22 protein-coding genes and 1 pseudogene are annotated in these 23,653 nt (G+C 67.9%); 13 read left to right on the top strand and 10 right to left on the bottom strand.

Annotated features, from left to right (window positions below; translation table 11 throughout):
• The 11 genes from A5773_RS21345 to proB all read left to right on the top strand — a co-directional run.
• A partial coding sequence (locus tag A5773_RS21345; protein ID WP_197507901.1) for a transglycosylase family protein occupies nt 1-358 on the top strand: 358 nt, incomplete at its 5' end.
• Between the two features lie 73 nt (nt 359-431).
• Nucleotides 432-1,688 carry a trans-acting enoyl reductase family protein gene (locus A5773_RS21340; RefSeq protein ID WP_067792435.1) on the top strand — a complete coding sequence of 419 codons (1,257 nt, stop codon included), beginning with the start codon at nt 432-434 and terminating at the stop codon, nt 1,686-1,688.
• A gap of 65 nt (nt 1,689-1,753) precedes the next feature.
• On the top strand, nt 1,754-4,411 hold the full coding sequence (locus A5773_RS21335; protein ID WP_067792432.1) for a valine--tRNA ligase: 2,658 nt from the start codon (nt 1,754-1,756) through the stop codon (nt 4,409-4,411).
• Nucleotides 4,408-5,853, top strand: a complete 1,446-nt coding sequence (locus A5773_RS21330) for a folylpolyglutamate synthase/dihydrofolate synthase family protein (RefSeq protein ID WP_066952711.1) — start codon at nt 4,408-4,410, stop codon at nt 5,851-5,853. Before A5773_RS21335 ends, A5773_RS21330 begins: the two co-directional genes overlap by 4 nt.
• Nucleotides 5,850-6,200 carry a DUF4233 domain-containing protein gene (locus A5773_RS21325; RefSeq protein ID WP_067261586.1) on the top strand — a complete coding sequence of 117 codons (351 nt, stop codon included), beginning with the start codon at nt 5,850-5,852 and terminating at the stop codon, nt 6,198-6,200. Before A5773_RS21330 ends, A5773_RS21325 begins: the two co-directional genes overlap by 4 nt.
• Before the next feature lie 72 nt (nt 6,201-6,272).
• The gene (gene ndk / locus A5773_RS21320) at nt 6,273-6,683 is read left to right on the top strand and encodes a nucleoside-diphosphate kinase (RefSeq protein ID WP_066952715.1); all 411 of its coding nucleotides are present in this window, start codon (nt 6,273-6,275) and stop codon (nt 6,681-6,683) included.
• 331 nt (nt 6,684-7,014) lie between these two features.
• On the top strand, nt 7,015-9,825 hold the full coding sequence (locus A5773_RS21315) for an Rne/Rng family ribonuclease (protein WP_067792429.1): 2,811 nt from the start codon (nt 7,015-7,017) through the stop codon (nt 9,823-9,825).
• A gap of 213 nt (nt 9,826-10,038) precedes the next feature.
• The gene (rplU, locus tag A5773_RS21310; RefSeq protein WP_007169506.1) at nt 10,039-10,350 is read left to right on the top strand and encodes a 50S ribosomal protein L21; all 312 of its coding nucleotides are present in this window, start codon (nt 10,039-10,041) and stop codon (nt 10,348-10,350) included.
• Between the two features lie 15 nt (nt 10,351-10,365).
• A complete protein-coding gene (rpmA, locus tag A5773_RS21305) occupies nt 10,366-10,620 on the top strand; it encodes a 50S ribosomal protein L27 (protein WP_046186480.1) in 255 nt (84 codons plus the stop codon).
• A gap of 96 nt (nt 10,621-10,716) precedes the next feature.
• Entirely contained in the window at nt 10,717-12,159 is a 1,443-nt protein-coding gene (gene obgE / locus A5773_RS21300) for a GTPase ObgE (RefSeq protein WP_066952719.1), read from the top strand.
• Nucleotides 12,156-13,259, top strand: coding sequence for a glutamate 5-kinase (gene proB, locus A5773_RS21295; RefSeq protein ID WP_066952720.1), 1,104 nt, complete (start codon nt 12,156-12,158; stop codon nt 13,257-13,259). The genes obgE and proB overlap by 4 nt, the downstream gene beginning before the upstream one ends.
• Nucleotides 13,260-13,264: 5 nt before the next feature.
• Here proB and A5773_RS21290 read toward each other — a convergent pair whose 3' ends face one another.
• From A5773_RS21290 to A5773_RS21280, 3 genes are all read right to left on the bottom strand, one after another.
• Nucleotides 13,265-13,696 carry a DUF5313 domain-containing protein gene (locus A5773_RS21290; RefSeq protein ID WP_066952722.1) on the bottom strand — a complete coding sequence of 144 codons (432 nt, stop codon included), beginning with the start codon at nt 13,694-13,696 and terminating at the stop codon, nt 13,265-13,267.
• 23 nt (nt 13,697-13,719) lie between these two features.
• Nucleotides 13,720-14,211, bottom strand: coding sequence for a MarR family winged helix-turn-helix transcriptional regulator (locus tag A5773_RS21285; RefSeq protein WP_067792426.1), 492 nt, complete (start codon nt 14,209-14,211; stop codon nt 13,720-13,722).
• 77 nt (nt 14,212-14,288) lie between these two features.
• Nucleotides 14,289-14,939 (bottom strand): TetR/AcrR family transcriptional regulator, encoded by a 651-nt coding sequence (locus tag A5773_RS21280; RefSeq protein ID WP_067792423.1) that lies wholly within the window; start codon nt 14,937-14,939, stop codon nt 14,289-14,291.
• Between the two features lie 106 nt (nt 14,940-15,045).
• Here A5773_RS21280 and A5773_RS21275 point away from each other — a divergent pair, with 106 nt between their 5' ends.
• Nucleotides 15,046-16,323 (top strand): cytochrome P450, encoded by a 1,278-nt coding sequence (locus A5773_RS21275; protein ID WP_067792421.1) that lies wholly within the window; start codon nt 15,046-15,048, stop codon nt 16,321-16,323.
• Here the strand turns inward: A5773_RS21275 and A5773_RS21270 are convergent.
• Together A5773_RS21270 and A5773_RS21265 are read right to left on the bottom strand one after the other, a co-directional pair.
• Entirely contained in the window at nt 16,320-17,168 is an 849-nt protein-coding gene (locus tag A5773_RS21270) for an NAD-dependent deacetylase (protein ID WP_066952729.1), read from the bottom strand. The two genes, A5773_RS21275 and A5773_RS21270, sit on opposite strands and share 4 nt — an antisense overlap.
• 27 nt (nt 17,169-17,195) lie before the next feature.
• Nucleotides 17,196-17,735 carry a cysteine hydrolase family protein gene (locus tag A5773_RS21265; protein WP_067792419.1) on the bottom strand — a complete coding sequence of 180 codons (540 nt, stop codon included), beginning with the start codon at nt 17,733-17,735 and terminating at the stop codon, nt 17,196-17,198.
• A 59-nt stretch (nt 17,736-17,794) separates the two neighbouring features.
• Between A5773_RS21265 and A5773_RS21260 the strand changes: the two genes are divergently transcribed.
• Nucleotides 17,795-19,837 carry an NAD(+) synthase gene (locus A5773_RS21260; protein WP_067261598.1) on the top strand — a complete coding sequence of 681 codons (2,043 nt, stop codon included), beginning with the start codon at nt 17,795-17,797 and terminating at the stop codon, nt 19,835-19,837.
• 48 nt (nt 19,838-19,885) lie between these two features.
• On the opposite strand, the gene A5773_RS21255 is transcribed toward A5773_RS21260, so the two are convergent.
• The 5 genes and pseudogenes from A5773_RS21255 to A5773_RS21235 form a co-directional block, all read right to left on the bottom strand.
• Nucleotides 19,886-20,293 carry a hypothetical protein gene (locus tag A5773_RS21255; protein WP_066952735.1) on the bottom strand — a complete coding sequence of 136 codons (408 nt, stop codon included), beginning with the start codon at nt 20,291-20,293 and terminating at the stop codon, nt 19,886-19,888.
• Between the two features lie 129 nt (nt 20,294-20,422).
• Nucleotides 20,423-20,971 (bottom strand): YbhB/YbcL family Raf kinase inhibitor-like protein, encoded by a 549-nt coding sequence (locus tag A5773_RS21250; RefSeq protein ID WP_066952737.1) that lies wholly within the window; start codon nt 20,969-20,971, stop codon nt 20,423-20,425.
• Entirely contained in the window at nt 20,968-21,528 is a 561-nt protein-coding gene (locus A5773_RS21245) for a 3-isopropylmalate dehydratase (protein WP_066952739.1), read from the bottom strand. Before A5773_RS21245 ends, A5773_RS21250 begins: the two co-directional genes overlap by 4 nt.
• Nucleotides 21,525-22,771, bottom strand: a pseudogene (locus A5773_RS21240) (aconitase/3-isopropylmalate dehydratase large subunit family protein). Before A5773_RS21240 ends, A5773_RS21245 begins: the two are co-directional and overlap by 4 nt.
• Entirely contained in the window at nt 22,762-23,646 is an 885-nt protein-coding gene (locus A5773_RS21235) for an oxaloacetate decarboxylase (protein WP_067261601.1), read from the bottom strand. Before A5773_RS21235 ends, A5773_RS21240 begins: the two are co-directional and overlap by 10 nt.
• Between the last annotated feature and the right edge of the window lie 7 nt (nt 23,647-23,653).

The raw sequence follows: 23,653 nt of genomic DNA, 5'->3' as shown, positions 1-23,653 counted from the left end.
GTTCTACAACTACCAGATCGATGAGGCGATGGCACCCGACGCCCCGCCGCCGGCACCCGCGGGTTTCGACCCGAACCTGCCGCCGCCTCCGGGCCCGGAGGCCCCGCCGCCTCCTCCGGTCCACGCGTACAGCGTGAACTGGGACGCCATCGCGCAGTGCGAGTCGGGCGGCAACTGGTCGATCAGCACCGGTAACGGCTTCGCCGGCGGCCTGCAGTTCACCCCGAGCACCTGGCACGCCAACGGCGGGTCGGGTTCCCCCTCCGGCGCCAGCCGTGAGGAGCAGATCCGGGTGGCCGAGAACGTGCTGCACTCGCAGGGCATCGGCGCGTGGCCGGTCTGCGGGCGTCGCGGCTGACCAACGCACCAATAAGTAATGCCGGGCTTTGGGCCCGGCATTACTTATTGGCGGGTCCGGTAGCGTCGGGCCGGTGACCGCAACGCCGCGCGAATTCGACATCGTGTTGTACGGGGCGACCGGCTTCGTCGGGAAGTTGACCGCCGAATACCTGGCACGAACGGGTCCGGGCACGCGGGTGGCGCTGGCCGGCAGGTCAACCGAGCGGCTGCGGGCCGTCCGCGACACGCTGGGCGAAACGGCGCAATCCTGGCCGCTGGTCGCCGCCGACGCATCGTCGCCGTCGACGCTGAACGCGATGGCGGCCCGCACCCAGGTCGTGATCACCACGGTCGGGCCCTACACCCGCTACGGGCTGCCGCTGGTGGCCGCCTGCGCCGCGGCGGGCACCGACTACGCCGACCTGACCGGCGAACCGCCGTTCATCCGCAACAGCATCGACCAGTACCACAAGCAGGCCGCTGACACCGGCGCCCGCATCGTGCACGCGTGCGGATTCGATTCGGTCCCCTCGGATCTCACGGTATATGCGCTGTACCTTGCGGCGCGCGACGACGGCGCGGGCGAGCTGGCCCAGACCGATTTCGTCGTGCGCTCCCTCTCCGGTGGACTGTCCGGCGGCACCATCGCCTCGCTGCTGGAAGTCCTCGACGCCGCCTCCGGGGATCCCGATATCCGGCGCCAACTGGCCGACCCCTACACCCTGAGCAACGATCGCGCCGCCGAACCGGAGTTAGGCCGCCAGCCCGATTTACCGTGGCGTCGTGGTCGCGACATCGCACCCGAACTGGCCGGCCTGTGGACCGGCGGATTCATGATGGCGCCGGCCAACACCCGAATCGTCCGGCGCAGCAACGCGTTACTGGACTGGGCCTACGGCCGGCGGTTCCGTTACACCGAGAGCATGAGCCTGGGGTCATCGCCCCTGGCGCCGGTGGGATCCGCCGTCTTGAGCGGCGTGGGCAACGCGAGCATGGAGCTGGGCAGCCGCTACTTCAAGTTGTTGCCTCGCCGCCTGGTGGAACGCGTCATCCCGAAGCCAGGCACCGGACCCAGCGCGGCGGTCCGCGAGCGCGGTCACTACCGCGTCGAGACCTACACCACCACAACCAGCGGCGCCCGATACGTGGCGCGCATGGAGCAGCGCGGAGACCCCGGCTACAAGGCGACCTCTGTGCTGTTGGGCGAGTGCGGCCTCGCGCTGGCATTCGACCGTGACAAGCTCACCGATCTGCGCGGCGTCCTCACTCCCGCGGCCACCATGGGCGACGCGCTGCTGGCCAGGTTCCCAACCGCGGGTGTGACGCTGCACGTGGACCGACTGCCATAGTGAGCTGACTCACCGGCGATTTGGGCACTTACATCCTGGTTAACGGCGCTCCCTAGAATTGACGGGTGACCGCCAGCCGCAGCCCCGCCACCGACCTGCCCAAGTCGTGGGATCCCGCTGCCGCCGAAAGCGCGATCTACCAGAAGTGGCTCGACGCGGGCTACTTCGAGGCCGACCCGACGAGTGCCAAACCCGGCTACTCGATCGTGCTGCCGCCGCCGAACGTGACCGGCAGCCTGCACATGGGCCACGCGCTGGAACACACCATGATGGACGCCCTGACCCGTCGCAAACGGATGCAGGGCTATGAGGTGCTGTGGCAGCCGGGCATGGACCACGCCGGCATCGCGACGCAGAGCGTGGTGGAAAAGCAGCTTGCGGTCGACGGCAAGACCAAAGAGGACTTCGGCCGCGAGCTGTTCGTCGAAAAGGTCTGGGATTGGAAGCGCGAGTCCGGGGGTGCGATCAGCGGCCAGATGCGCCGGCTCGGCGACGGGGTGGCCTGGAGCCGCGACCGGTTCACCATGGACGAGGGCCTGTCGCGGGCGGTGCGCACCATCTTCAAGCGGCTCTACGACGCCGGCTTGATCTACCGCGCCAAGCGGCTGGTCAATTGGTCGCCCGTGCTCGAAACCGCGCTCTCCGATATCGAAGTCAACTACGAAGAGGTCGAGGGTGAGCTGGTGTCGTTCCGCTACGGCTCCCTCGACGACTCGCAACCCCACATTGTGGTCGCGACCACGCGGGTCGAGACGATGCTCGGCGACACCGCCATCGCGGTCCATCCCGAGGACGAGCGGTACCGGCATCTGGTCGGCACAACCCTGCCCCACCCCTTCGTCGACCGGCAGCTCCTCATCGTCGCCGACGAACACGTGGACCCCGAATTCGGCACTGGCGCGGTCAAAGTCACGCCCGCCCACGATCCGAACGACTTCGAAATCGGCCTGCGGCACCAACTGCCGATGCTCTCGATCATGGACACCAAGGGCCGGATCGCCGATACCGGAACGCAATTCGACGGCATGGACCGATTCGAGGCCCGGGTCGCGGTGCGCAAAGCGCTGGCCGCCGAAGGCCGTGTCGTCGCGGAGAAGCGTCCATACCTGCACAGCGTCGGGCATTCTGAACGCAGCGGTGAGCCGATCGAGCCGCGGCTGTCACTGCAATGGTGGGTGCGCGTGGAATCGCTGGCCAAAGCCGCCGGCGATGCGGTTCGCAACGGGGACACCGTGATTCATCCCGCCAGCCTGGAGCCACGCTGGTTCGCCTGGGTCGACGACATGCATGACTGGTGCATCTCGCGGCAGCTGTGGTGGGGCCATCGCATCCCGATCTGGTACGGGCCCAACGGGGAGCAGGTGTGCGTCGGCGCTGACGAGACACCGCCGGAGGGCTGGGAGCAAGACCCCGACGTGCTGGACACCTGGTTCTCCTCGGCCCTGTGGCCGTTCTCCACGCTGGGCTGGCCGGAGCAGACCCCCGAGCTGGAAAAGTTCTATCCGACAAGCGTCTTGGTCACCGGATACGACATCCTGTTCTTCTGGGTGGCCCGCATGATGATGTTCGGCACCTTCGTCGGCGGCGACGACACCATCACGCTCGACGGTCGCCGCGGCCCACAGGTGCCGTTCACCGATGTGTTCCTGCATGGGCTGATCCGTGACGAATTCGGCCGCAAGATGAGCAAGTCCAAGGGCAACGTCATCGACCCACTCGACTGGCTGGACACGTTCGGGGCGGACGCGCTGAGGTTCACGCTGGCCCGCGGCGCCAGCCCCGGCGGCGACCTGGCCGTCGGCGAGGACGCCGTCCGGGCGTCGCGGAATTTCTGTACCAAGCTCTTCAACGCCACCCGCTACGCGTTGCTAAATGGTGCGCACGTCGCACCGTTGCCCGCGCGGGACGAGCTGACCGATGCCGACCGCTGGATCCTGGGACGGCTGGAAGAGGTTCGCGCCGAGGTCGATTCGGCCCTGGACGGTTATGAGTTCAGCCGCGCCTGCGAGGCGCTCTACCACTTCGCGTGGGACGAATTCTGCGACTGGTACGTCGAATTGGCCAAAACCCAGCTGGCCGAGGGGAACGCACAGACCACCGCGGTGCTGGCCGCTGTGCTGGACACGCTGCTGCGGTTGCTGCACCCGGTCATCCCGTTCCTCACCGAGGCGTTGTGGCAAGCCCTGACCAACCAGGAGTCGCTGGTGATCGCCGACTGGCCGGGGTCGTCGGGTATCGACCTGGATCCGGTTGCCCTGCAACGGATCAGCGACATGCAAAGGCTGGTCACCGAGGTCCGCCGGTTCCGCAGCGATCAAGGCCTGGCCGATCGGCAGAAAGTGCCGGCCCGGCTGGGCGGCATGGACAGCGCCGATTTGAGCACCCAGGTGGCCGCGGTGACATCGCTGGCCTGGCTCACCGCGCCGGGCGATGCGTTCGAGCCGTCGGTGTCGCTGGAGGTGCGGCTCGGTCCCGGCATGAACAGCACGGTCGTCGTCGAGCTCGACACCTCGGGCACCATCGATGTCGCCGCCGAGCGCCGCCGCCTGGAGAAAGACCTCGCCGCGGCGCAGAAGGAATTGGCCTCGACCACAGCCAAATTGGCCAACGAAGACTTTCTGGCCAAGGCCCCGCAGAAGGTCGTCGACAAGATCCGCGACCGCCAGCGCGTGGCGCAGGAGGAGACCGACCGGATTAACGCGCGGCTGGCCGGGTTGCAGTGAGCGAGCCCTCCGACTGGTCCGAGCCCGGCGAGGCCACCAGCCTGGCTCCCACGCCGGACGAGATCGCCTCCCTCCTGCAGGTCGAACACCTGCTGGACCAACGCTGGCCGGAGACGAAGATCGAGCCGAGCCTGACCCGGATCAGCGCGCTGATGGACTTGCTGGGCTCACCGCAACTGGCCTATCCCTCGATCCACATCGCGGGCACCAACGGCAAGACCTCGGTGGCGCGCATGGTCGACGCGCTGGTCACCGCGCTGCACGGTCGTACCGGGCGAACCACCAGCCCGCACCTGCAGTCGGCGGTTGAGCGGATCGCGATCGACGGTCGTCCGATCACCCCGGCGCAGTACGTCGCGACGTATCGAGAGATCGAGCCCTTCGTGCAGATGATCGACGCGCAATCGAACGCCGCCGGCGGCCCGGCGATGAGCAAGTTCGAGGTGCTGACCGCCATGGCGTTCGCCGCGTTCGCCGACGCGCCCGTCGACGTCGCGGTCATCGAGGTCGGCATGGGCGGGCGGTGGGACGCCACCAACGTCATCAACGCCCCGGTGGCGGTCATCACCCCGGTCGGCATCGACCACGTCGAATACCTCGGTGACGACCTCGCCGGCATCGCCGCCGAGAAGGCCGGCATCATCACGAAGGCTTCCGACGGCGCACCCGACACCGTCGCCGTCATCGCGCGCCAGGCGCCCGAAGCGATGGAAGTGCTGCTGGCCCAGACCGTGCGGGCCGACGCCGCGGTGGCCCGCGAGGATTCGGAGTTCGCGGTTTTGGAGCGTCGGGTCGCGATCGGCGGGCAGGTGCTGCGGCTGCAGGGCCTCGGCGGGGTGTATTCCGACATCTACCTTCCGCTACACGGCGAACACCAGGCGCACAACGCCGCGGTCGCACTCGCGGCGGTGGAAGCGTTCTTCGGCGCCGGGGCGCAGCGGCAACTCGACGTCGAGGCGGTGCGGGCCGGGTTCGCCGCGGTCACCAGCCCCGGCCGGCTGGAACGCATGCGCAGCGCGCCGACCGTTTTCATCGACGCCGCCCACAACCCGGCCGGTGCGGCCGCGCTGGCGCAGACCCTGAGCGACGAATTCGACTTCCGCTACCTGGTCGGCGTGCTCAGCGTGCTGGCCGACAAGGACGTGAACGGCATCCTCGGGGCGCTCGAGCCGGTCCTCGATGCCGTCGTCGTGACCCACAACGGGTCGCCGCGGGCACTGGACGTCGAGTCGCTGGCGCTGGCGGCGGGGGAGCGGTTCGGGCCCGATCGGGTGTTTTCCGCCGAGAACCTGCGCGACGCCATCGACGCCGCGACCGCCCTGGTCGACGACGCGACGGTGGACGGAGAACCCGAAGCCTTCTCCGGCGCGGGAATCGTCATCACGGGCTCGGTCGTCACCGCCGGGGCGGCGCGGACCCTGTTCGGTCGGGATCCGGAATGACCGACCAGAACCGGGCGGACCCCTGGAAGAGCTTCGGCGCGGTGATGGCCGCGACGCTGCTCCTGGAAGCGATCGTGGTGCTGCTGGCGATTCCGGTGGTCAGCGCCGTCGGCGGTGGACTGAGGCCGGTGTCGCTGGGTTATCTGATCGGGGTGGCCGCGCTGCTCATCCTGCTGGGCGGGGTGCAGCGCAAACCCTGGGCCATTTGGGTGAACCTGGGTGTCCAAGTCCTCCTGCTTGCCGGCTTTGCGGTGTATCCCGGCGTGGGGATCATCGGGGTGCTGTTCACGGGATTGTGGGCTCTGATCGCGTACTTCCGGGCCGAGGTGCAACGCCGCCAGCGGTAGGGGCGGCCCCCAGAGGACCCCGCCGCACTCGCCGCCCGACCGATCGCCGCCCGGTTCTGTACGCTGTGCGCCGTGACCGAACGGACCCTGGTACTGATCAAGCCAGACGGCGTCCAGCGGCAGCTGGTCGGGGAAATCATCGGCCGCATCGAGCGGAAGGGCCTGAGCATCGCTGCGCTGGAGCTTCGGCGCGTCAGCGAAGACCTGGCCGCCGAGCATTACGCCGAGCACGAGGGCAAGCCGTTTTTCGGCTCGCTGCTGGAGTTCATCACCTCGGGTCCGGTGGTGGCGGCAATCGTCGAGGGACCGCGGGCGATCGCTGCGTTTCGGCAGCTCGCGGGCGGAACCGACCCGGTGGAGAAGGCCACACCCGGCACGATCCGGGGCGATTTCGGGCTGGAGACGCAGTTCAACCTCGTGCATGGGTCCGATTCGACCGACTCCGCAAAGCGCGAGATCGCGCTCTGGTTTCCCGACGCGTAGCGCCCCGGTTAACGGGGCCGCGCCGCGCCGCTGACGGCCCGTTGGCTCACGGGTTGGTGGGGCTCGCCGAGTGATGTGGGATACTGACGGAGGGTGAACGTCGCCGGACCGGCTTCGGACACCCGAATGAAGACTTAGACAAGCGCGATCATCGCCACCCCGGCGTTGGTGCGCGGCATGTCAGGCCATCATTCAGCACGGCGCCGAGTGCATTCCCCGCGAACCGCTCGGGGCGAGACCATCACAAGCCCGGGGGAAGTTAGCCGGGCCCATAGCGAAGCCCTCGCGTGGCCGCGTCGCAAGGACGCGCCCGGGGGCTTGAGGAGAATACGTGGTAGACGGTGCACCATCCGCAGAGTCATCCGAAGAGCCGACTCGGCACGACGAACTGCCGGACCGCCTGAGAGTCCATTCGCTCGCCCGAACGCTGGGGACGACCAGTAAGCGAGTGCTGGATGCGCTCAGCGCCCTCGACGGACGGATACGCAGCGCGCACTCCACCGTGGAGCGTGATGACGCGGTACGGGTACGCGATCTGCTGGCTGCCCAGCCCGATGAGGGCGCCGCGGACGCCGGAGCCGGCGGCGAGAACGCCGCCGCGGCCGGGGAACCCGAATCCCGGCTGATGCTCGAGACGGCGGTCGAGCGGCCGCACTACATGCCGCTGTTCGTCGCGCCGCAGCCGGTACAGGCGGAGGAAGACGACGGCAACGCCGACGACGACACCGACTCCGATGATTCCGACGCCGACGACGAAGACGACGAGCAGGCCGATCGACCGGCCAACCGGCGGCGCCGACGGGGCCGACGCGGGCGCGGCCGCGGCCGGGGTGAGCAGGGCGGACCCGACAACCAGAACGACTCGGGCGACGACGACGAGCCGCAACAACGGGGCCAGAAGGCGGGAGAGGGCGACTCCTCCGACGCCGAGGACGACGACGGCGAAGACGACGACTCCGATGACTCCGACACCGGCGATGACGGTTCGGCGGAGGGCGGCAACCGCCGCCGCCGCAGGCGCCGGCGACGCAAGTCGGGCTCGGGCGACGACGGTGATGAAAACGCATCTTCCGACGACCCGCCCAACACGGTGGTGCACGAGCGGCCGCCCCGCAGCGGGAAGAACGGCGGCAATGGCGGAAATGGCTCGTCAAACGCCGAGATCAAGGGCATCGACGGCTCCACCCGGCTGGAGGCCAAGCGCCAACGGCGCCGTGACGGCCGCGACGCCGGACGGCGTCGTCCGCCGGTACTGAGCGAAGCGGAGTTCCTGGCGCGTCGCGAGGCCGTCGAACGAATCATGGTCGTGCGCGACAGGGTCCGCACCGAGCCGCCGCATCAGGGGGCGCGCTACACCCAGATCGCCGTGCTCGAGGACGGCATCGTGGTCGAGCACTTCGTGACCTCGGCCGCGTCCGCCTCGCTGGTGGGCAACATCTACCTCGGGATCGTGCAGAACGTCCTGCCGTCGATGGAGGCGGCGTTCGTCGACATCGGCCGCGGCCGCAACGGCGTGCTCTACGCCGGCGAGGTCAACTGGGAAGCCGCCGGCCTGGGCGGGTCCGACCGCAAGATCGAACAGGCGCTCAAACCGGGCGATTACGTCGTGGTCCAGGTGAGCAAGGACCCAGTCGGGCACAAGGGCGCCCGGCTGACCACCCAGGTATCGCTGGCCGGCCGCTACCTGGTCTACGTGCCGGGCGCGTCGTCGACCGGGATCAGCCGCAAGCTGCCGGATACCGAACGGCAGCGGCTGAAAGAAATCCTGCGCGAAGTGGTGCCGTCCGATGCCGGGGTGATCATCCGCACCGCATCCGAGGGTGTCAAAGAAGACGACATCCGCAACGACGTCACCCGGCTGCAGGAGCGCTGGAAGCAAATCGAGGCCAAGGCGGGCGAGATCACCGAGAAGGCCGCCGGCGCGGCCGTCGCGCTCTATGAAGAGCCCGACGTGCTGGTCAAGGTCATCCGTGACCTGTTCAACGAGGACTTCGCCGGCCTCATCGTCTCCGGCGACGAGGCGTGGACGACGATCACCGACTATGTGAATTCCGTTGCGCCCGACCTGGTTTCGAAGCTGAACAAGTACGAACCGCCCAGCGGCGCCGACGGTCAGCCGGGGCCCGACGTCTTCGCGGTGCATCGCATCGACGAGCAACTCGCCAAGGCGATGGAGCGCAAGGTCTGGCTGCCCTCGGGCGGCACGCTGGTGATCGACCGGACCGAGGCCATGACGGTGGTCGATGTCAACACCGGCAAGTTCACCGGGTCCGGCGGCAACCTCGAGCAGACGGTCACCAAGAACAACCTGGAGGCGGCCGAGGAGATCGTCCGCCAACTCCGGCTGCGTGACATCGGCGGCATCGTGGTCATCGACTTCATCGACATGGTCCTCGAGTCCAACCGCGACTTGGTGTTGCGGCGGCTCACCGAGGCGCTGGCGCGCGACCGCACCCGCCATCAGGTGTCCGAGGTGACGTCGCTGGGTCTGGTCCAGCTGACCCGCAAGCGGTTGGGTACCGGGCTGATCGAGGCCTTCTCGACGTCGTGCACCCACTGCGGCGGCCGGGGGATCGTGCTGCACACCGACCCGGTGGATTCGGCCCCCTCGAACGGACGCAAGTCGGAGTCCGGTGGTCGCCGCGGCAGGCGCTCCAAGAAGAAAGGGACCGAGGAGCCGGTGGTGGCCAAGGTGCCGGCTCATGCTCCCGGCGAGCACCCGATGTTCAAGGCGATGGCCGCCGGCGGGTCCGCGCAGGCCGACCGTGACGACGACGAGTCAGACGAGTCCGCCGAGGAAGCGACCGACGAGCTCGACGAGCGCAAGCAGCGGGGCGTGGCCGACGTGGAGGACACCGACCAAGAGGACTTCGAAGACACCGACGAAGACACCGACGACTCTGAGGACGATCTCGACGACGACGACGACGAGGATCTCGACGACGAGGACGACCTCGGCGAGGACGACGAGGACCTCGAGATGGACGACGACGACCTGGACGTCGAGGACGACTCCGACTCCGATGACTCCGATTCCGACGAGGATTCCGACGGGTCCGTCAACGGCGGACCGGGCTTCGAACGTCTGCGGCGGCGCCGCGCGGCAGGCAGACCGGCGGGCCCGCCCATCCACGCGGACTGATCTGGACCAGTTTGACCCTGTAGCCGCTGGTCAAGTACCCTAGGACAGTTGTCGTCAGGCCGGGTGGACTTTGGCCGGCGACAGCGGGACTCCCGGGCAGCCGGCGCAGACCCGCAACCCAGACCCACTTAGCTTTGTCCGAGCGCACCGCCGGTGGCTCGCGCGCGAAGAGCCGAAGAGCGGCTGAGCACAGGAAAGAAGGCAGGAGCAACGATGGCGACCTACGCAATCGTCAAGACGGGCGGCAAGCAGTACAAGGTCGCCGTCGGGGACGTGGTCAAGGTCGAGAAGCTCGACTCCGACCCGGGCGCGAACGTGTCGCTCCCCGTCACCCTGGTCGTGGACGGCGCGAAGGTGACCACCGACGCCGCCGCGCTGGCGAAGGTGGCGGTGACCGGCGAGGTGCTCGAGCACACCAAGGGCCCGAAGATCCGTATCCACAAGTTCAGGAACAAGACCGGCTACCACAAGCGTCAGGGGCACCGTCAGCAGCTGACGGTCCTGAAGGTCACCGGAATCAAGTAGCGGGAGGCGACAGACATGGCACACAAGAAGGGCGCTTCCAGCTCGCGCAACGGCCGGGATTCCGCCGCTCAGCGGCTCGGCGTGAAGCGGTTCGGCGGCCAGATCGTCAAGGCGGGCGAGATCATCGTTCGCCAGCGTGGCACCAAGTTCCACCCCGGCCTGAACGTCGGGCGTGGCGGTGACGACACGTTGTTCGCCAAGGCCGCCGGAGCCGTCGAGTTCGGCATCAAGCGCGGCCGCAAAACCGTCAGCATCACGCCCCAGGTCTAGGCCTCACGAGCCGGGGGCACCGCCCCCGTGCGGGGAACGTTTCGGCGGCTTCGCGAGGTATTCGCCCTGGCGTGACATTCGAAGGGCTGGTATTCGATGCCTCGATTTGTCGATCGGGTCGTCATCCACGCGCGCGCGGGTTCCGGCGGTAACGGCTGCGCGTCGGTCCATCGCGAGAAATTCAAGCCGCTGGGCGGCCCCGACGGCGGCAATGGCGGCCGCGGCGGCAGCATCGTGTTCGTCGTCGACCCGCAGGTCCACACCTTGCTGGACTTCCACTTCCATCCGCACGTCACCGCGCCGTCGGGCAAACAGGGGATGGGCAACAACCGCGACGGTGCGGCCGGCGCGGACTTGGAAGTCAAGGTTCCCGACGGCACCGTGGTCTTGGACGAAAACGGCCGGCTGCTGGCAGATCTGGTGGGTGCGGGCACCCGCTTCGAAGCCGCGGCCGGTGGCCGTGGCGGCCTGGGCAACGCCGCACTCGCGTCGCGGGCCCGCAAGGCCCCCGGTTTCGCGCTGCTCGGTGAGCAGGGCGAAGCCCGGGACCTGACGCTCGAGCTCAAGACCGTCGCCGATGCCGGCCTCATCGGTTTTCCCTCGGCCGGGAAATCGTCACTGGTGTCGGCGATCTCGGCGGCCAAACCGAAGATCGCGGACTACCCGTTCACGACGCTGGTGCCCAACCTCGGTGTGGTGTCGGCGGGCGAGCACACCTTCACCGTCGCCGATGTGCCGGGCCTGATTCCCGGCGCAGCGCAGGGCCGTGGCCTGGGCCTGGATTTCCTTCGGCACATCGAGCGCTGCGCGGTGCTGGTGCACGTCGTCGACTGCGCCACCGCCGAGCCGGGCCGCGACCCGATGTCCGACATCGACGCGCTGGAAGCCGAACTCGCCGCGTATACGCCCACCCTGCAAGGTGATTCGGTCCTGGGCGATCTCGCCGAGCGGCCACGGGCGGTGGTGCTCAACAAGATCGACGTGCCCGAGGCGCGGGAACTCGCCGAATTCGTCCGCGACGACATCGCCGAACGCGGCTGGCCGGTGTTCCTCGTGTCGACGGTATCGCGGGAAGGCCTGCAGCCGTTGGTCTTCGGGCTGTGGCGGATGATCTCGGAATACAACGCCGCCCGCCCGCAGGTGGTGCCGCGTCGGCCGGTCATCCGGCCGGTTCCCGTCGACGATAGCGGCTTCACCGTCGAGCCGGACGGCGAGGGCGGCTTCGTGGTCACGGGCGCGCGGCCCCAGCGTTGGGTCCGGCAGACCAACTTCGACAATGACGAAGCCGTGGGCTACCTCGCCGACCGCCTGGCCCGGTTGGGTGTCGAGGATGAACTGCTGCGGCTGGGCGCGCAACCCGGGTGCGCCGTGACCATCGGGGACATGACATTCGACTGGGAGCCGCAAACGCCTGCGGGACAACAGGTTGCGATGTCTGGGAGAGGCACCGATGTGCGGCTGGAACGCAGCGAACGCACCGGGGCCGCGGAGCGCAAGGCCGCCCGCCGTCAGCGGCGCGAACGCGGTGACGAGTCGTGAGCACGCACCGTGAAGCCATCCGGACCGCGCGCAGCCTGGTGGTCAAGGTCGGGACCAACGCGCTGACCACACCGTCGGGGGTGTTCGACGCGGGTCGGCTGGCCGGGCTGGCCGACGCCATCGAAACGCGCATGAAGGCGGGCACCGACGTCGTCATCGTCTCTTCGGGCGCGATCGCCGCCGGCATCGAACCGCTCGGGTTAAACCGTCGCCCCAAGGATTTGGCGACCAAGCAGGCCGCGGCCAGCGTCGGGCAGGTCGCGCTGGTGAACGCGTGGAGTGCGGCCTTCGCGCGGTATGACCGCACGGTGGGGCAGGTGCTGCTGACCGCGCACGATATCTCCATGCGGGCCCAGCACACGAACGCCCAGCGCACCCTGGACCGGCTGCGGGCCCTGCACGCGGTGGCGATCGTCAACGAGAACGACACGGTGGCCACCAACGAGATTCGGTTCGGCGACAACGATCGGCTTTCGGCGCTGGTGGCTCACCTGGTCGGAGCCGAGGCCCTGGTGCTGCTCTCCGACATCGACGGTCTGTACGACTCCGATCCCCGAAAAACCCAGGGCGCCCGCTTCATTGCGGAAGTCTCTGGCGCGGCGGACCTGACCGGTGTGGTTGCCGGGCCGGGCAGCGACCTCGGTACCGGGGGGATGGTGTCCAAGATGTCGTCGGCATCGCTGGCCGCCGACGCGGGAGTACCGGTCCTGCTGGCCGCCGCAGCCGACGCCGCGACCGCCCTGACCGATGCCTCGGTCGGCACGGTGTTTGCCGCCCGGCCCGTTCGGATGTCGGCCCGCCGGTTCTGGGTGCGGTATGCAGCCGAGGCGGCGGGCGCGCTGACCCTGGACGAGGGCGCGGTGCGTGCGGTGGTGTCCCAGCGTCGCTCGTTGCTGGCCGCCGGCATCACCGCGGTGTCGGGCCGGTTCTACGCCGGAGACGTCGTCGAACTGCGCGGCCCGGATGCGGCCATGGTGGCCCGTGGCGTGGTGGCCTACGACGCGACCGAGCTCGCGAGCATGATCGGCCGGTCGACCTCCGAGTTGCCGGGGGAGTTGCGCAGGCCCGCGGTGCATGCCGACGACCTGGTGGCGGTTTAAGGCGGCTAGCTGAAGGGGTTGCTGTTGTCCTGCCACGCCGCTGATTCGGGACGCGGCCCGTAACGCAGGGCGTAGTCCTCATGCATCCTCGCTTGCTTCTTGTTCTTGAGCACGTCGACCAGGTTCGGGTTCAGCCCGTGCTGCGCCAGCCGGTGCCGACGCCAGACCTTGTTCAACGCAAGCGAGATCAGCAGGGCCCAGGTGTAGAGGGGCACCGTCATCTCGGTGTGCACGTACAGCGAAGCGGGCAGCAGCCAGAAGGGCGCGAGAACCAACAGCGGTGGGATGGCCCAGCGGATCATGTGCCGGCGCACGGCTCCCTTGCCCGCCAGATCGTTGGCGACCCAGTCGCGCATCGAGCTGGGCAGGCACCGACCGTACGAGTAGGCGATGTGCTGCCAGAAGCTGGGTTTGGTGCGGGTCTTGGGATCGGTCACAGTGACTCCTTTGGGCGGCGGGTTCAGGACTGCAAGGCGCCCGCTGCCAAGGCGGCCGCGTTGATGCGGGTCAGCACCTGGTGCAGGTGCTGAAGTTCGGCGATGTCGACGCCCAGACGCGCGACCACGGCGGGTGGAATCTTCAGCGCACGGCGCCGCAAGGCTGTGCCGCTGTCGGTGAGTTTGACATCAGTGGAGCGCTCGTCGACGGTGCTTCGCGTACGGGTGACGAGGCCGAGCGCCTCCAGGCGCTTGAGCATCGGCGACAGCGTGGCCGGATCCATCTGCAGCGTGGCCGCGATCTCCTTGACCGACAGCGCGTTTCGCTGTCCCCTTGCTGCCCGCTGGTGATCCCAGAGCGTCAGCATCACCAGGTACTGCGGGTGGGTCAGCCCCAACGGCTCCAGCAGCGGCCGGTACACCGCCAAAACGGCGCGGTTGGTCACGCTCAGCGCAAAGCAAACCTGCTGTTCGAGGGAGAGCGGGTCGATCTCCGGTGCGGTCAGCGGCGCCATATTTACATGGTACGCCAATAGTTATTGTGCTAACTATGTCGGCTCCGTCACAGACGGCCACCGAAGTCGCCTGCGCATCAGCGCACCGACGTGGCCGTGAGATACAGTGCACCCCAAACGATCTCGGTCAACGTGGCGGCCAGTTCCGCGTCGTAGTCGTGCGGGTTCAGCGGGAGGTTCTGCTGACAGGCCCGCTCGACCATCCAGGTCAGCGCGTTGGCAGTGGTGGCCGCCGGCAATTCCGGCCGGATCGAGCCATCGGCCTGCCCCTCCTCGATGACCCGGGTCATCCGCCCGGTGACCGCGGTCAACAGATTGCGGTAGGTCGCCGCGACCAGCGGGTCATAGCCGGCCATCTCGTTGAGCGCGACCAGCACCGGTTGGTGCCGCCGATAGCTGGCGATGATGCCGTCCATCGCGGCGCGGACGTCGCCCGGATCGTGCCGCCCGGCCACGCTCCACCAGCGATCCGCGCTGTCGGCGAGGTCGGAGAACACCTGGTTGGCCAGTCGGCGCAGCAGGTGCCCTTTGTCCTCGAAGTAGATGTAGAAGCTCGCGCGGGAAATGCCGGCCGCGCCAGACAGCCGGTCCACGCTGAGCTCGGTGAAACTGGCGCCGTCGCGCATCAGCCGCTCGGTGGCGTCCAGCAGCCGGCGCTCGATGTGCTTTCGCCGCTGCTGACGTTCCTGTTCGCGGTTGGCCTGCGGCTTCCGGGTGACCGATGGCATCTTCCCAGCATAGAACGCGGTTTGACGTATTGACTAGACACTCTGTCTAGGAATAGTGTCGCAAGCGAGTCTGTGACCGGCGTCATACGCAACGGAGGGATCACCAATGACCTTGATGACCGGGATGTCGGGGACCGGGAAACCCGGGCGTGCCTACGACCCCATCGACCTGTCCTCGCGGGCGTTTTGGTCGACCACCGCGGCCGATCGCGAGCGTTCATTCGCGGTGCTGCGGGCCGAACGCCCGGTGAGCTGGCACCCCCCGGTCGAAGACGCCCTGATGTCCGATCCCGACGATCCCGGCTACTGGGCGCTAACCCGGCGCGCGGACATCGTCTCGGTCAGCCGCAACAACGAGGTGTTCCTGTCCGGCAAAGGCGTGATCTTCGAGAACGTTCCCGTGGAACTGCTCGAGGCGTCGCAATCCTTCCTGGCGATGGACCCACCGCGGCACACCAAGCTGCGCAAGCTGGTCAGCGCGGCGTTCACCCCGCGGCAGGTCCGCCGCATCGAGGACTCGATCAAGGCGAACGCCAAGACCATCGTCGAAGAACTCCGGGCCGCCGGCAGCGGCGTCGATTTCGTCGAGCAGTGTTCCAAGCAGCTGCCCATCCGCACACTCTCGGACATGGTGGGGATCGAAGAATCCGAGCGCGAGCCCGTGGCGCGGGCCGCCGATGCGCTGGTGTCGTGGGCCGACCCCGTTTACCTCGACGGGCGCAATCCGCTGGAGGTCCTGGTCGAGAATCAGATGTATCTGCACCAGGTCGCCGGCGCGCTGGCCGCCGACCGCCGCGAACGGCCGGGCGACGACCTGTTCAGCGGCCTGGTGAACGCGGAGGTGGACGGCGACAGGCTTTCCGACGCCGACGTGGCGGCGTTCTTCGTGCTGCTCGCCGTGGCCGCCAACGACACCACCCGCCAGACCACCAGCCATGCGATGAAGGCGCTCACGGAGTTTCCCGATCAGCGCGCCTGGCTCCTCGAGGATTTCGACAATCGGATTCCCATGGCGGTCGAGGAGTTCATCCGGTGGGCCTCACCGGTGATGACCTTCCGGCGCACGGCGGCAACGGATGTCGAGCTGGGCGGCCAGACCATCCGGGCGGGGGAGAAGGTGGTGATGTTCTATCCGTCCGGGAACTGGGACACCGAGGCTTTCGACCATCCGGAGCGTTTCGACCTGAGCCGCAACCCCAACCCGCACGTCGGCTTCGGCGGCGGCGGGGTGCACTTCTGTCTCGGCGCGCATGTGGCCCGGGCGCAGCTGCGGGCCATCTTCGGCGAATTGTTGCGGCAGCTGCCCGACATTGAGGCGGGTGAGCCCACCTACGTTGCGGGCAACTTCATTCACGCCGTGCGCAGCATGCCGTGCACGTTCTAACCCGCTGCTATCGGCGATAACTCGTCAGCCAGCAGCGTCAGCAGCTCCGAGCAGCCGCCGTCGACCTTGACGTTGGCCAGGTCATCCCCGCGGGTGCGGCCCCGGTTGATGATGGCGATGGGCCTGCCCAGCGCGGCGGCGTGACGCACGAAGCGGTAGCCAGAGAACACAGTCAGCGACGAGCCGGCGACCAGCAGTGCATCGGCCTCGTCTACCAGTGAATATGCTTGGTCGACAACCTCTTTGGCGACACTTTCGCCGAAGTAGACGATGTCCGGCTTGAGCATTCCGCCACAGCGCGGGCAGTCCAGATAGCGGAATGACGTGGTATCGGCGACGACGGCGTCGGCGTCGGGGGCCACCGCGAGGCCGCCGACCGCTTCGGCGCGCTCGACGAATCCCGGGTTGAGCGCTTCCAGTTGTTCGGCCAGCGCGGCGCGGCTCATGGTGTATCCGCAGTCCAGGCAGACCACCCGCGCGTAAGTGCCGTGGAGATTGACGACGTTCTCGCTGCCGGCCTTGGTGTGCAGCAGGTCGACGTTCTGGGTGATCACCCCGGTCACCACCGAAGCGCGCTCGAGCGCGGCCAACGCCCGGTGACCGGCGTTGGGCATGGTGTCATCCATGTGCCGCCAGCCGACGTGGTTGCGCGCCCAGTACCGCTGCCGGAACACCGGATCCGAGGTGAACTGGCGGATCGTCATGGGATTGCTGGGCGGGGAATCAGGCCCCCGGTAGTCGGGAATGCCGGAGTCGGTGGACAGGCCCGCCCCCGTCAGCACCGCCATCCGGCGGCCGGCCAGCAACGCGACCAACTCCGGCGATTCTGCGCGGGGGGTGGTCACCCCGTCCAGCGTACGGCCACGGGGTGGTTAACCGAGGCACTCCGCGGCGGTGGTGAGCTCCGCGGACATGTTCTTCTCCATCATCTTCAGCGCCGCCGCGGCGGGCCTGGCGTCGATGCCGGCGACCGCGTCGGTCGGAATCACGACGGTAAAGTGGCGCACGTAGGCGTCGAGCGCGGTGTAGAGGATGCACTGCTCGGTGACCTGTCCGGCGATGACCAACCGCTTGGTCTCCAGGCGGTTCAGCAGGTAGGCCAGCGCGGTCGCATAGAAGGCGCTGTGCCGGACCTTGGTCATCACTCGACAGTCCCCGGCCGGCACGATCGGCTTCACCAGATCGGGGCGCGCGCCGTCGAGCGCGGAGCTGACGATGTCGGAGAACTGGGCCGCGAAATCGCCGTAGTTGTCGTTGACGTAGACCAGGTCCACGTCGTCGGATTCGCGTGCGCGCCGGACCAAATCGGCCAGGGGGTCGATGATGCTGGCGACATTGGGTATTAGTTCTTCAGCATCGGGATGCTGATAGGTGTTCATCATGTCGACCACGACGACGGCAGTATCGCTCATGATGGAGGGGATACCCGGCGGCCGCGGGTTGACACAGGTCAGGCGACAATGGAAGGGCGATGGACTTTTACAACGCTTACAGCCAGGGCTTTGTCCGGGTCGCCGCGTGCACGCATCACACCACGCTCGGCGATCCGGCGGCCAACGCGGAGTCGGTGTTGCGGTTGGCGCAGGCTTGTCACGACGACGGCGTCGCGCTGGCGGTGTTCCCGGAGCTGACGTTGTCCGGGTACTCCATCGAGGACATCGTGATGCAGGACCTGTTGCTCGACGACGTCGCGGCCGCCATCGAGAGCATCGTCGGGTCCTCGACCGATCTGCTGCCGGTTCTTGTTGTCGGTGCCCCACTGCGGTACCGCCAGCGCATCTACAACACCGCGGTGGTCATCCATCGGGGCAAGGTGCTCGGGGTGGTGCCGAAGTCGTACCTGCCCACCTACCGGGAGTTCTACGAGCGCCGCCAGCTCGCGGCTGGAGATGACGAGCGCGGCACCATCCGGATCTGTGACGCCGACGTTCCCTTCGGCCCGGACCTGCTGTTCGCCTCGTCCGATGTGTCCGATTTCGTGCTGCACGTGGAAATCTGCGAGGACATGTTCGTGCCGATTCCGCCCAGCGCGGAAGCGGCGCTGGCGGGCGCGACGGTGCTGGCGAACCTGTCCGGCAGCCCGATCACAATCGGCCGCGCAGAGGACCGCTGCCTGTTGGCCCGTTCGGCGTCGGCGCGGTGCCTGGCCGCCTATGTGTACGCCGCCGCGGGCGAGGGCGAGTCGACCACCGATCTGGCCTGGGACGGTCAGACCATGGTGTGGGAGAACGGTGAGCTGCTGGCCTCATCGGAGCGCTTCCCGAAAGGGGAGCGACGCAGCGTCGCCGACGTCGACATCGACCTGCTGCGTTCGGAACGGCTGCGCATGGGGACATTCGACGACAACCGGCGCCACCACCGCGGGTCGGCCGACTCGTTCCGGCGCATCGACTTCCGGCTGGACCCGCCCGACGGCGATATCGGATTGCACCGCGACATCGAGCGTTTCCCCTTCGTTCCCGCCGATCCGCAACGCCTGGAACAGGATTGCTACGAGGCCTACAACATCCAGGTGTCCGGGCTGGAGCAGCGGCTGCGCGCGCTGAACTATCCGAAGATCGTCATCGGGATTTCCGGTGGCCTGGACTCGACGCACGCGTTGATCGTCGCCGCACGGGCGATGGACCGCGAGGAACGGCCGCGCAGCGACATTTTGGCGTTCACGCTGCCCGGGTTCGCGACGGGCGATCGCACCAAGCGCAACGCGATCGAGCTGTGCCGGGCACTCGGGGTCACCTTCTCCGAAATCGACATCACCGAGACCGCAATGGTGATGTTCAAGGAGATCGACCATCCGTTCGGGCGCGGGGAGAAGGTTTACGACGTCACCTTCGAGAACGTGCAGGCGGGCCTGCGCACCGACTACCTGTTCCGGCTGGCCAACCAGCGCGGCGGCATCGTGCTCGGCACCGGCGACCTCTCCGAAATCGGGCTGGGCTGGTCGACCTACGGGGTGGGCGACCAGATGTCGCACTACAACGTCAATGGCGGTGTCCCCAAGACGCTCATCCAGCACCTGATCCGGTGGGTCATCTCGTCCGGCCAGTTCGAGTCCGACGTCACCGACGTGCTGGAGTCGGTGCTGGACACCGAGATCTCCCCGGAGCTCGTACCGAAAGGCGAAGAGGAAGAGCTGCAGAGCAGCGAGGACAAGGTCGGACCGTATGCCCTGCAGGATTTCTCGCTATTCCACGTGCTGCGCTACGGGTTCCGGCCGTCGAAGATCGCGTTCCTGGCATGGCACGCGTGGAGCGACCCCGAGCGTGGGAACTGGCCGCCGGGATTCCCCGCCGACAAGCGACCGGTTTACTCGCTCAAGGAAATTCGGCATTGGCTCGGAATCTTCGTGCAGCGGTTCTACTCGTTCAGCCAGTTCAAGCGCTCGGCATTGCCCAACGGCCCCAAGGTGTCGCACGGTGGTGCGCTGTCACCGCGCGGTGATTGGCGTGCCCCGTCGGACATGTCCGCGCGCATCTGGCTCGACGAGATCGAACGGCAAATACCCGAGGAGTAGACCGCTCGGGGCCCGCCCGGGATCATTGGACCGGCCCCGAGCGTCCGCTCACGCCCGCGCGCGGCGCCAGCCCTGGTACTGCAACTCCGCGAACACCAGCGTGTAGGCGCCCGCCGCCAGATTCAACGCGATGCCGGCCGAGGTCAGCGGGAAGACATCCGCGAGCACCAGAACTACGGCGGCCACCGTGTAGGCCACATTGGCGATGATGACGCCCATACCGGCGCGCAGCACCGATCGCATGCTGGCGAGCCCGAACACGAGCACGCCGTAGCCGATCAAGAACGCGGCCATGGTGTATTCGAACGCCTTCGTGGTGCCCGAAAGCTCGGCGAGCCGGCCGACCAGCGGGATACCGGCCAGGCCGACCAGGCCGCTGATGGCGGCGTCGGCGCGCATGGCGAGGCGAAGCAGGCCGTCCCGGGTGCCCGTGCGGTCAATGGTGGTGGCGGACATTGATGTTCCTTTCGTCGATGGCTGACAACGATCGCCACTGACGCTGCCCGCAAACCACTGCCAGATCGACACCAGACGCTGCCAACCACTGCCAACCGCAGGTCAGGCGGGTCGCGTCGACCCGCGCGCTCAGCGTTCGTAGGTTGCGGTCAGCACGCCGCGGGCCAGCACGTGCCCACGGATCGCGGCCAGCAGCGCCTTGGCCGTGGCGATGCCGTCCGGCACCCGCTGGTCGATCGCGAACACATGGAATCGGTAGTGGTGCGGCCCGTGGCCGGGGATCGGGCGCGGCCCGGCGTACCCGCGATGGCCCAGATCGGCTCGCAGGCACCGCAGGCCTGCCGCGTCGGGCTGCAACCCGCCGGCATCGAGGCCCTCCAGCGTCGGCTCGATCACCGCGGCGGTGTGCAGCAGCGGGCGGGGCAGCGGCACGTCGACGTCGTCGATGATGAGCACCAGCTGCCGGGTCCCCGGCGGCGGCGCGCTCCACCGCAACGGCGGCGACACATTGTCCCCGACGCCCTTGCCGGCGCTGGAGGCCGGCATGCCGCCGCCATCGGTGAACGCGGCGCTGCTGAGGCTGATGGAGGCGGGCGCATCGAACGCCGGCCCGGCAAGGGGACTTCGGTGCGCGCCGGCGCGGACGCCGCGCAGCAGCCGGCCCGGCAGCGCCGTCATGCGCCGCTGCCCGCGCTGCGGATCGCAACAGTGGGCGACCGCAGGAGATCACCCAGTTCGCTGGGAAGATAACCCTGCTCCACCAACCGGGGCAGTACGCCGCCGCTTTCGATGATGTCGAGGATGAGCCCGGGGAGTCTGGGGACGCGTCCGGATGCACCCGTGGTGTCGTTGCGCCAGGTGCCGCCGGTCAGGTCGAAGGTGGCCGTGTCGCCTTCGTGGAAAACGCTGGTGGCGTCGGGCACGGTCATGGCCGGGAGGCCGGCGTTGACGGCATTGCGAAAGAACAAGGAGTTGAATTCCTCGGCGACCAGTCCCGCGACGCCGAGTTCGACGAAGAGGGCCGCCACCGGCCGTGAGGATCCGAGCCCGAAGTTCCTGCCCGCCACCACGATGTCACCCGGGGACACCTGGTCGGTCCAACCCGGACGAACCTCGTAGAAAATGTGCCTGGCGGCTTCGGACGGATCCATCTTCATCGCGAAGGCCGGATACATGGCGTCGGTGTTGAGGTTGTCTCCGAACAGCCAGAGCTTGCCCCGAAACTCCACGGTCATGCCGTCACACTCCTCGGGTCGGTGATGTAGCCGGTGATCGCCGACGCGGCGACGGTGGCCGGTGATGCCATGAAGATCTCGGCCTCGGTGCTGCCCATGCGCCCGGTGAAGTTGCGGGTGCTCGAGGTGATGCATACCTCTCCGGGACCGACCACACCCATGTGGTAGCCGAAACAGGCGCCGCAGGTGGAGTTCGTGATGACCGCACCCGCGTCCGCCAGGTCCTGCAAGTACCCCAGCCGCATGGCCTCCCGGTACACCGCCTGGGAGGCGGGCGTGACCAACAGGCGCACACCGGGTGCGACGGACTTGCCGCGCATCACCCGTGCGGCGATAGCGAGGTCTTCGAGCTGTCCGTTCGCGCACGAGCCGATGAAGGCCTGGTCGACCTTGCGGCGGTCCAGCTGGGAGACGGGCAGCCCGTTGCGGCTGACCGTTCCCGGTCGCGCCACGTAGGGCTCCAGTGTCGTCAGATCGACACGGCGGATCTCTTGGTATGCGGCATCGGAATCCGGTGTGACGGCACCGTATTCGGTGACACCACGGTCGTCGAGAAACGACGTCAATACGTCGTCGGGCTCGAACGTCGCGAAGTCGGCGGAAACCTCGGCGCACTGGGTCGCGACGGTCCGCCGGTCATGCATCGGGATGCCGGCCAGGCCGGTGCCGCCGAATTCCAGGTTGCGGTTCGGGGCATCGCCGTACTCGTTGGCGATATGCAAGAAGATGTCTTTTCCGCTGACGTCTCGGGCTTGGCGCCCTCGAGCTCGTAGCGGATTGTGGGCGCGACCTGAAACCATGTCGTGCCGGTGCACATGATCGAATAGATCTCCGCGGGCCCGAGGCCCCGCGCGGCGGTGTTGTAGGCGCCCGCCGCGCAGGTGTGAGAGTCGGTGCAGGCCAAGATTTCTCCGGGCCGCGCCAGTCCGTTCTCGGCGATCACCTGGTGGCAGATGCCGTGCCGGCCGACGTCATAGAACCGTTCGACGCCGAAATCGGCGACGAATTCGCGGGCCCGCGGACCGCCCGCGGCGTCTTTGATTGTCGGTGCGGGCACGGCGTGGTCCATGACGACCGCCAGCTTGTCGGGGTCGTGAATCCGGTTGGGCGTAATCCACATCGTGGCGAACTGCAAATCGATGAGCACGGTCATATCGACGTCGACCACGACGGTGTCACCCGCGGACACCGCATCCAGACCGGCTTTGCGGGCGAAGATCTTCTCGATGATCGTCATGCCCATGAGGGGTCCTTTCGCGCGTAGCGGGCATCGCGTTCCAGCCAGTCGGCCATTCCGACCATGTTGAAGAAATCGGCGGGTGTGCTGGGCAGGTGGCCGGCGATGTCGGTGCCGTTCAATTCGCAAAGGCTCTGCAACATACCGAAAGTCGCCTGCATCAAGAGGTTGCTCGGATGGATCGCGATGGCGTAGCCCAACTCCTGCAGCCGCGAGGCCGACTGCAGCGGTGTCAGGCCACCGAGCACCAGGTTGATCAGCAGGGGTGCGTCCACTTCGCGCGCGATGCGCTCCACCTCGCCGGCGTCCTGCGGCGCCTCGACGAAGATGATGTCGGCACCCGCCTGCGCGTACCGGTTGGCGCGCTCGATGGCGGCGTCCAGGCCGAGGGGCGCCCGCGCGTCGGTGCGGGCCACCACCAACAGGTTGTCATCGGAGCGGGTGTCCAGCGCCGCGGCCAGAGTCTGCTCGAACACCGCAGTGTCGACCACCTGTTTGTCGGGCAGGTGGCCGCAACGCTTCGGAAAGACCTGGTCCTCCAACTGAATCGCGGCCACCCCCGCCGCGTCGTAGGAGCGAACGGTGCGCACCACGTTCATGGGCGCGCCGTAGCCGGTGTCGGCGTCGGCGATCAGGGGGACGTCACCCAGCGCGTCGGTGATCATCGCGACCCGGCCGGCCATCTCGGTTGCGGTGACCAGCCCGATGTCGGGTAGGCCGAAGCCGGAGGCTGCCACGCCGGCGCCGGTCATGTACGCCGCGGTGTGGCCGGTGCGTTTCGTCAGGTGTGCGGAGATGCCGTCGAAAACGCCTGGCGCGACGATGAGTTCCCGGGTGCTGAGCATGTCCTTCAGCCGTTGTCGGGCCGGGGTAGTGGCCATGAGTTTC

The sequence above is a fragment of the Mycobacterium sp. 852014-52450_SCH5900713 genome (assembly GCF_001667075.1).
Classification (GTDB): Bacteria; Actinomycetota; Actinomycetes; order Mycobacteriales; family Mycobacteriaceae; genus Mycobacterium.
This window is presented reverse-complemented; position numbering and strand designations above follow the sequence as displayed.

Coding starts and splice junctions, on each gene's coding strand:
- A5773_RS21280 (WP_067792423.1), bottom strand. CDS start 14,939: ATGCCATCGGTCACCCGGAAGCCGCAGGCCAACCGCGAACAGGAACGT.
- A5773_RS21255 (WP_066952735.1), bottom strand. CDS start 20,293: ATGTCCGCCACCACCATTGACCGCACGGGCACCCGGGACGGCCTGCTT.
- obgE (WP_066952719.1), top strand. CDS start 10,717: ATGCCTCGATTTGTCGATCGGGTCGTCATCCACGCGCGCGCGGGTTCC.
- A5773_RS21235 (WP_067261601.1), bottom strand. CDS start 23,646: ATGGCCACTACCCCGGCCCGACAACGGCTGAAGGACATGCTCAGCACC.
- A5773_RS21250 (WP_066952737.1), bottom strand. CDS start 20,971: ATGACGGCGCTGCCGGGCCGGCTGCTGCGCGGCGTCCGCGCCGGCGCG.
- A5773_RS21325 (WP_067261586.1), top strand. CDS start 5,850: ATGACCGACCAGAACCGGGCGGACCCCTGGAAGAGCTTCGGCGCGGTG.
- A5773_RS21265 (WP_067792419.1), bottom strand. CDS start 17,735: ATGAGCGATACTGCCGTCGTCGTGGTCGACATGATGAACACCTATCAG.
- A5773_RS21245 (WP_066952739.1), bottom strand. CDS start 21,528: ATGACCGTGGAGTTTCGGGGCAAGCTCTGGCTGTTCGGAGACAACCTC.
- A5773_RS21285 (WP_067792426.1), bottom strand. CDS start 14,211: ATGGCGCCGCTGACCGCACCGGAGATCGACCCGCTCTCCCTCGAACAG.
- A5773_RS21260 (WP_067261598.1), top strand. CDS start 17,795: ATGGACTTTTACAACGCTTACAGCCAGGGCTTTGTCCGGGTCGCCGCG.
- A5773_RS21275 (WP_067792421.1), top strand. CDS start 15,046: ATGACCTTGATGACCGGGATGTCGGGGACCGGGAAACCCGGGCGTGCC.
- rplU (WP_007169506.1), top strand. CDS start 10,039: ATGGCGACCTACGCAATCGTCAAGACGGGCGGCAAGCAGTACAAGGTC.
- rpmA (WP_046186480.1), top strand. CDS start 10,366: ATGGCACACAAGAAGGGCGCTTCCAGCTCGCGCAACGGCCGGGATTCC.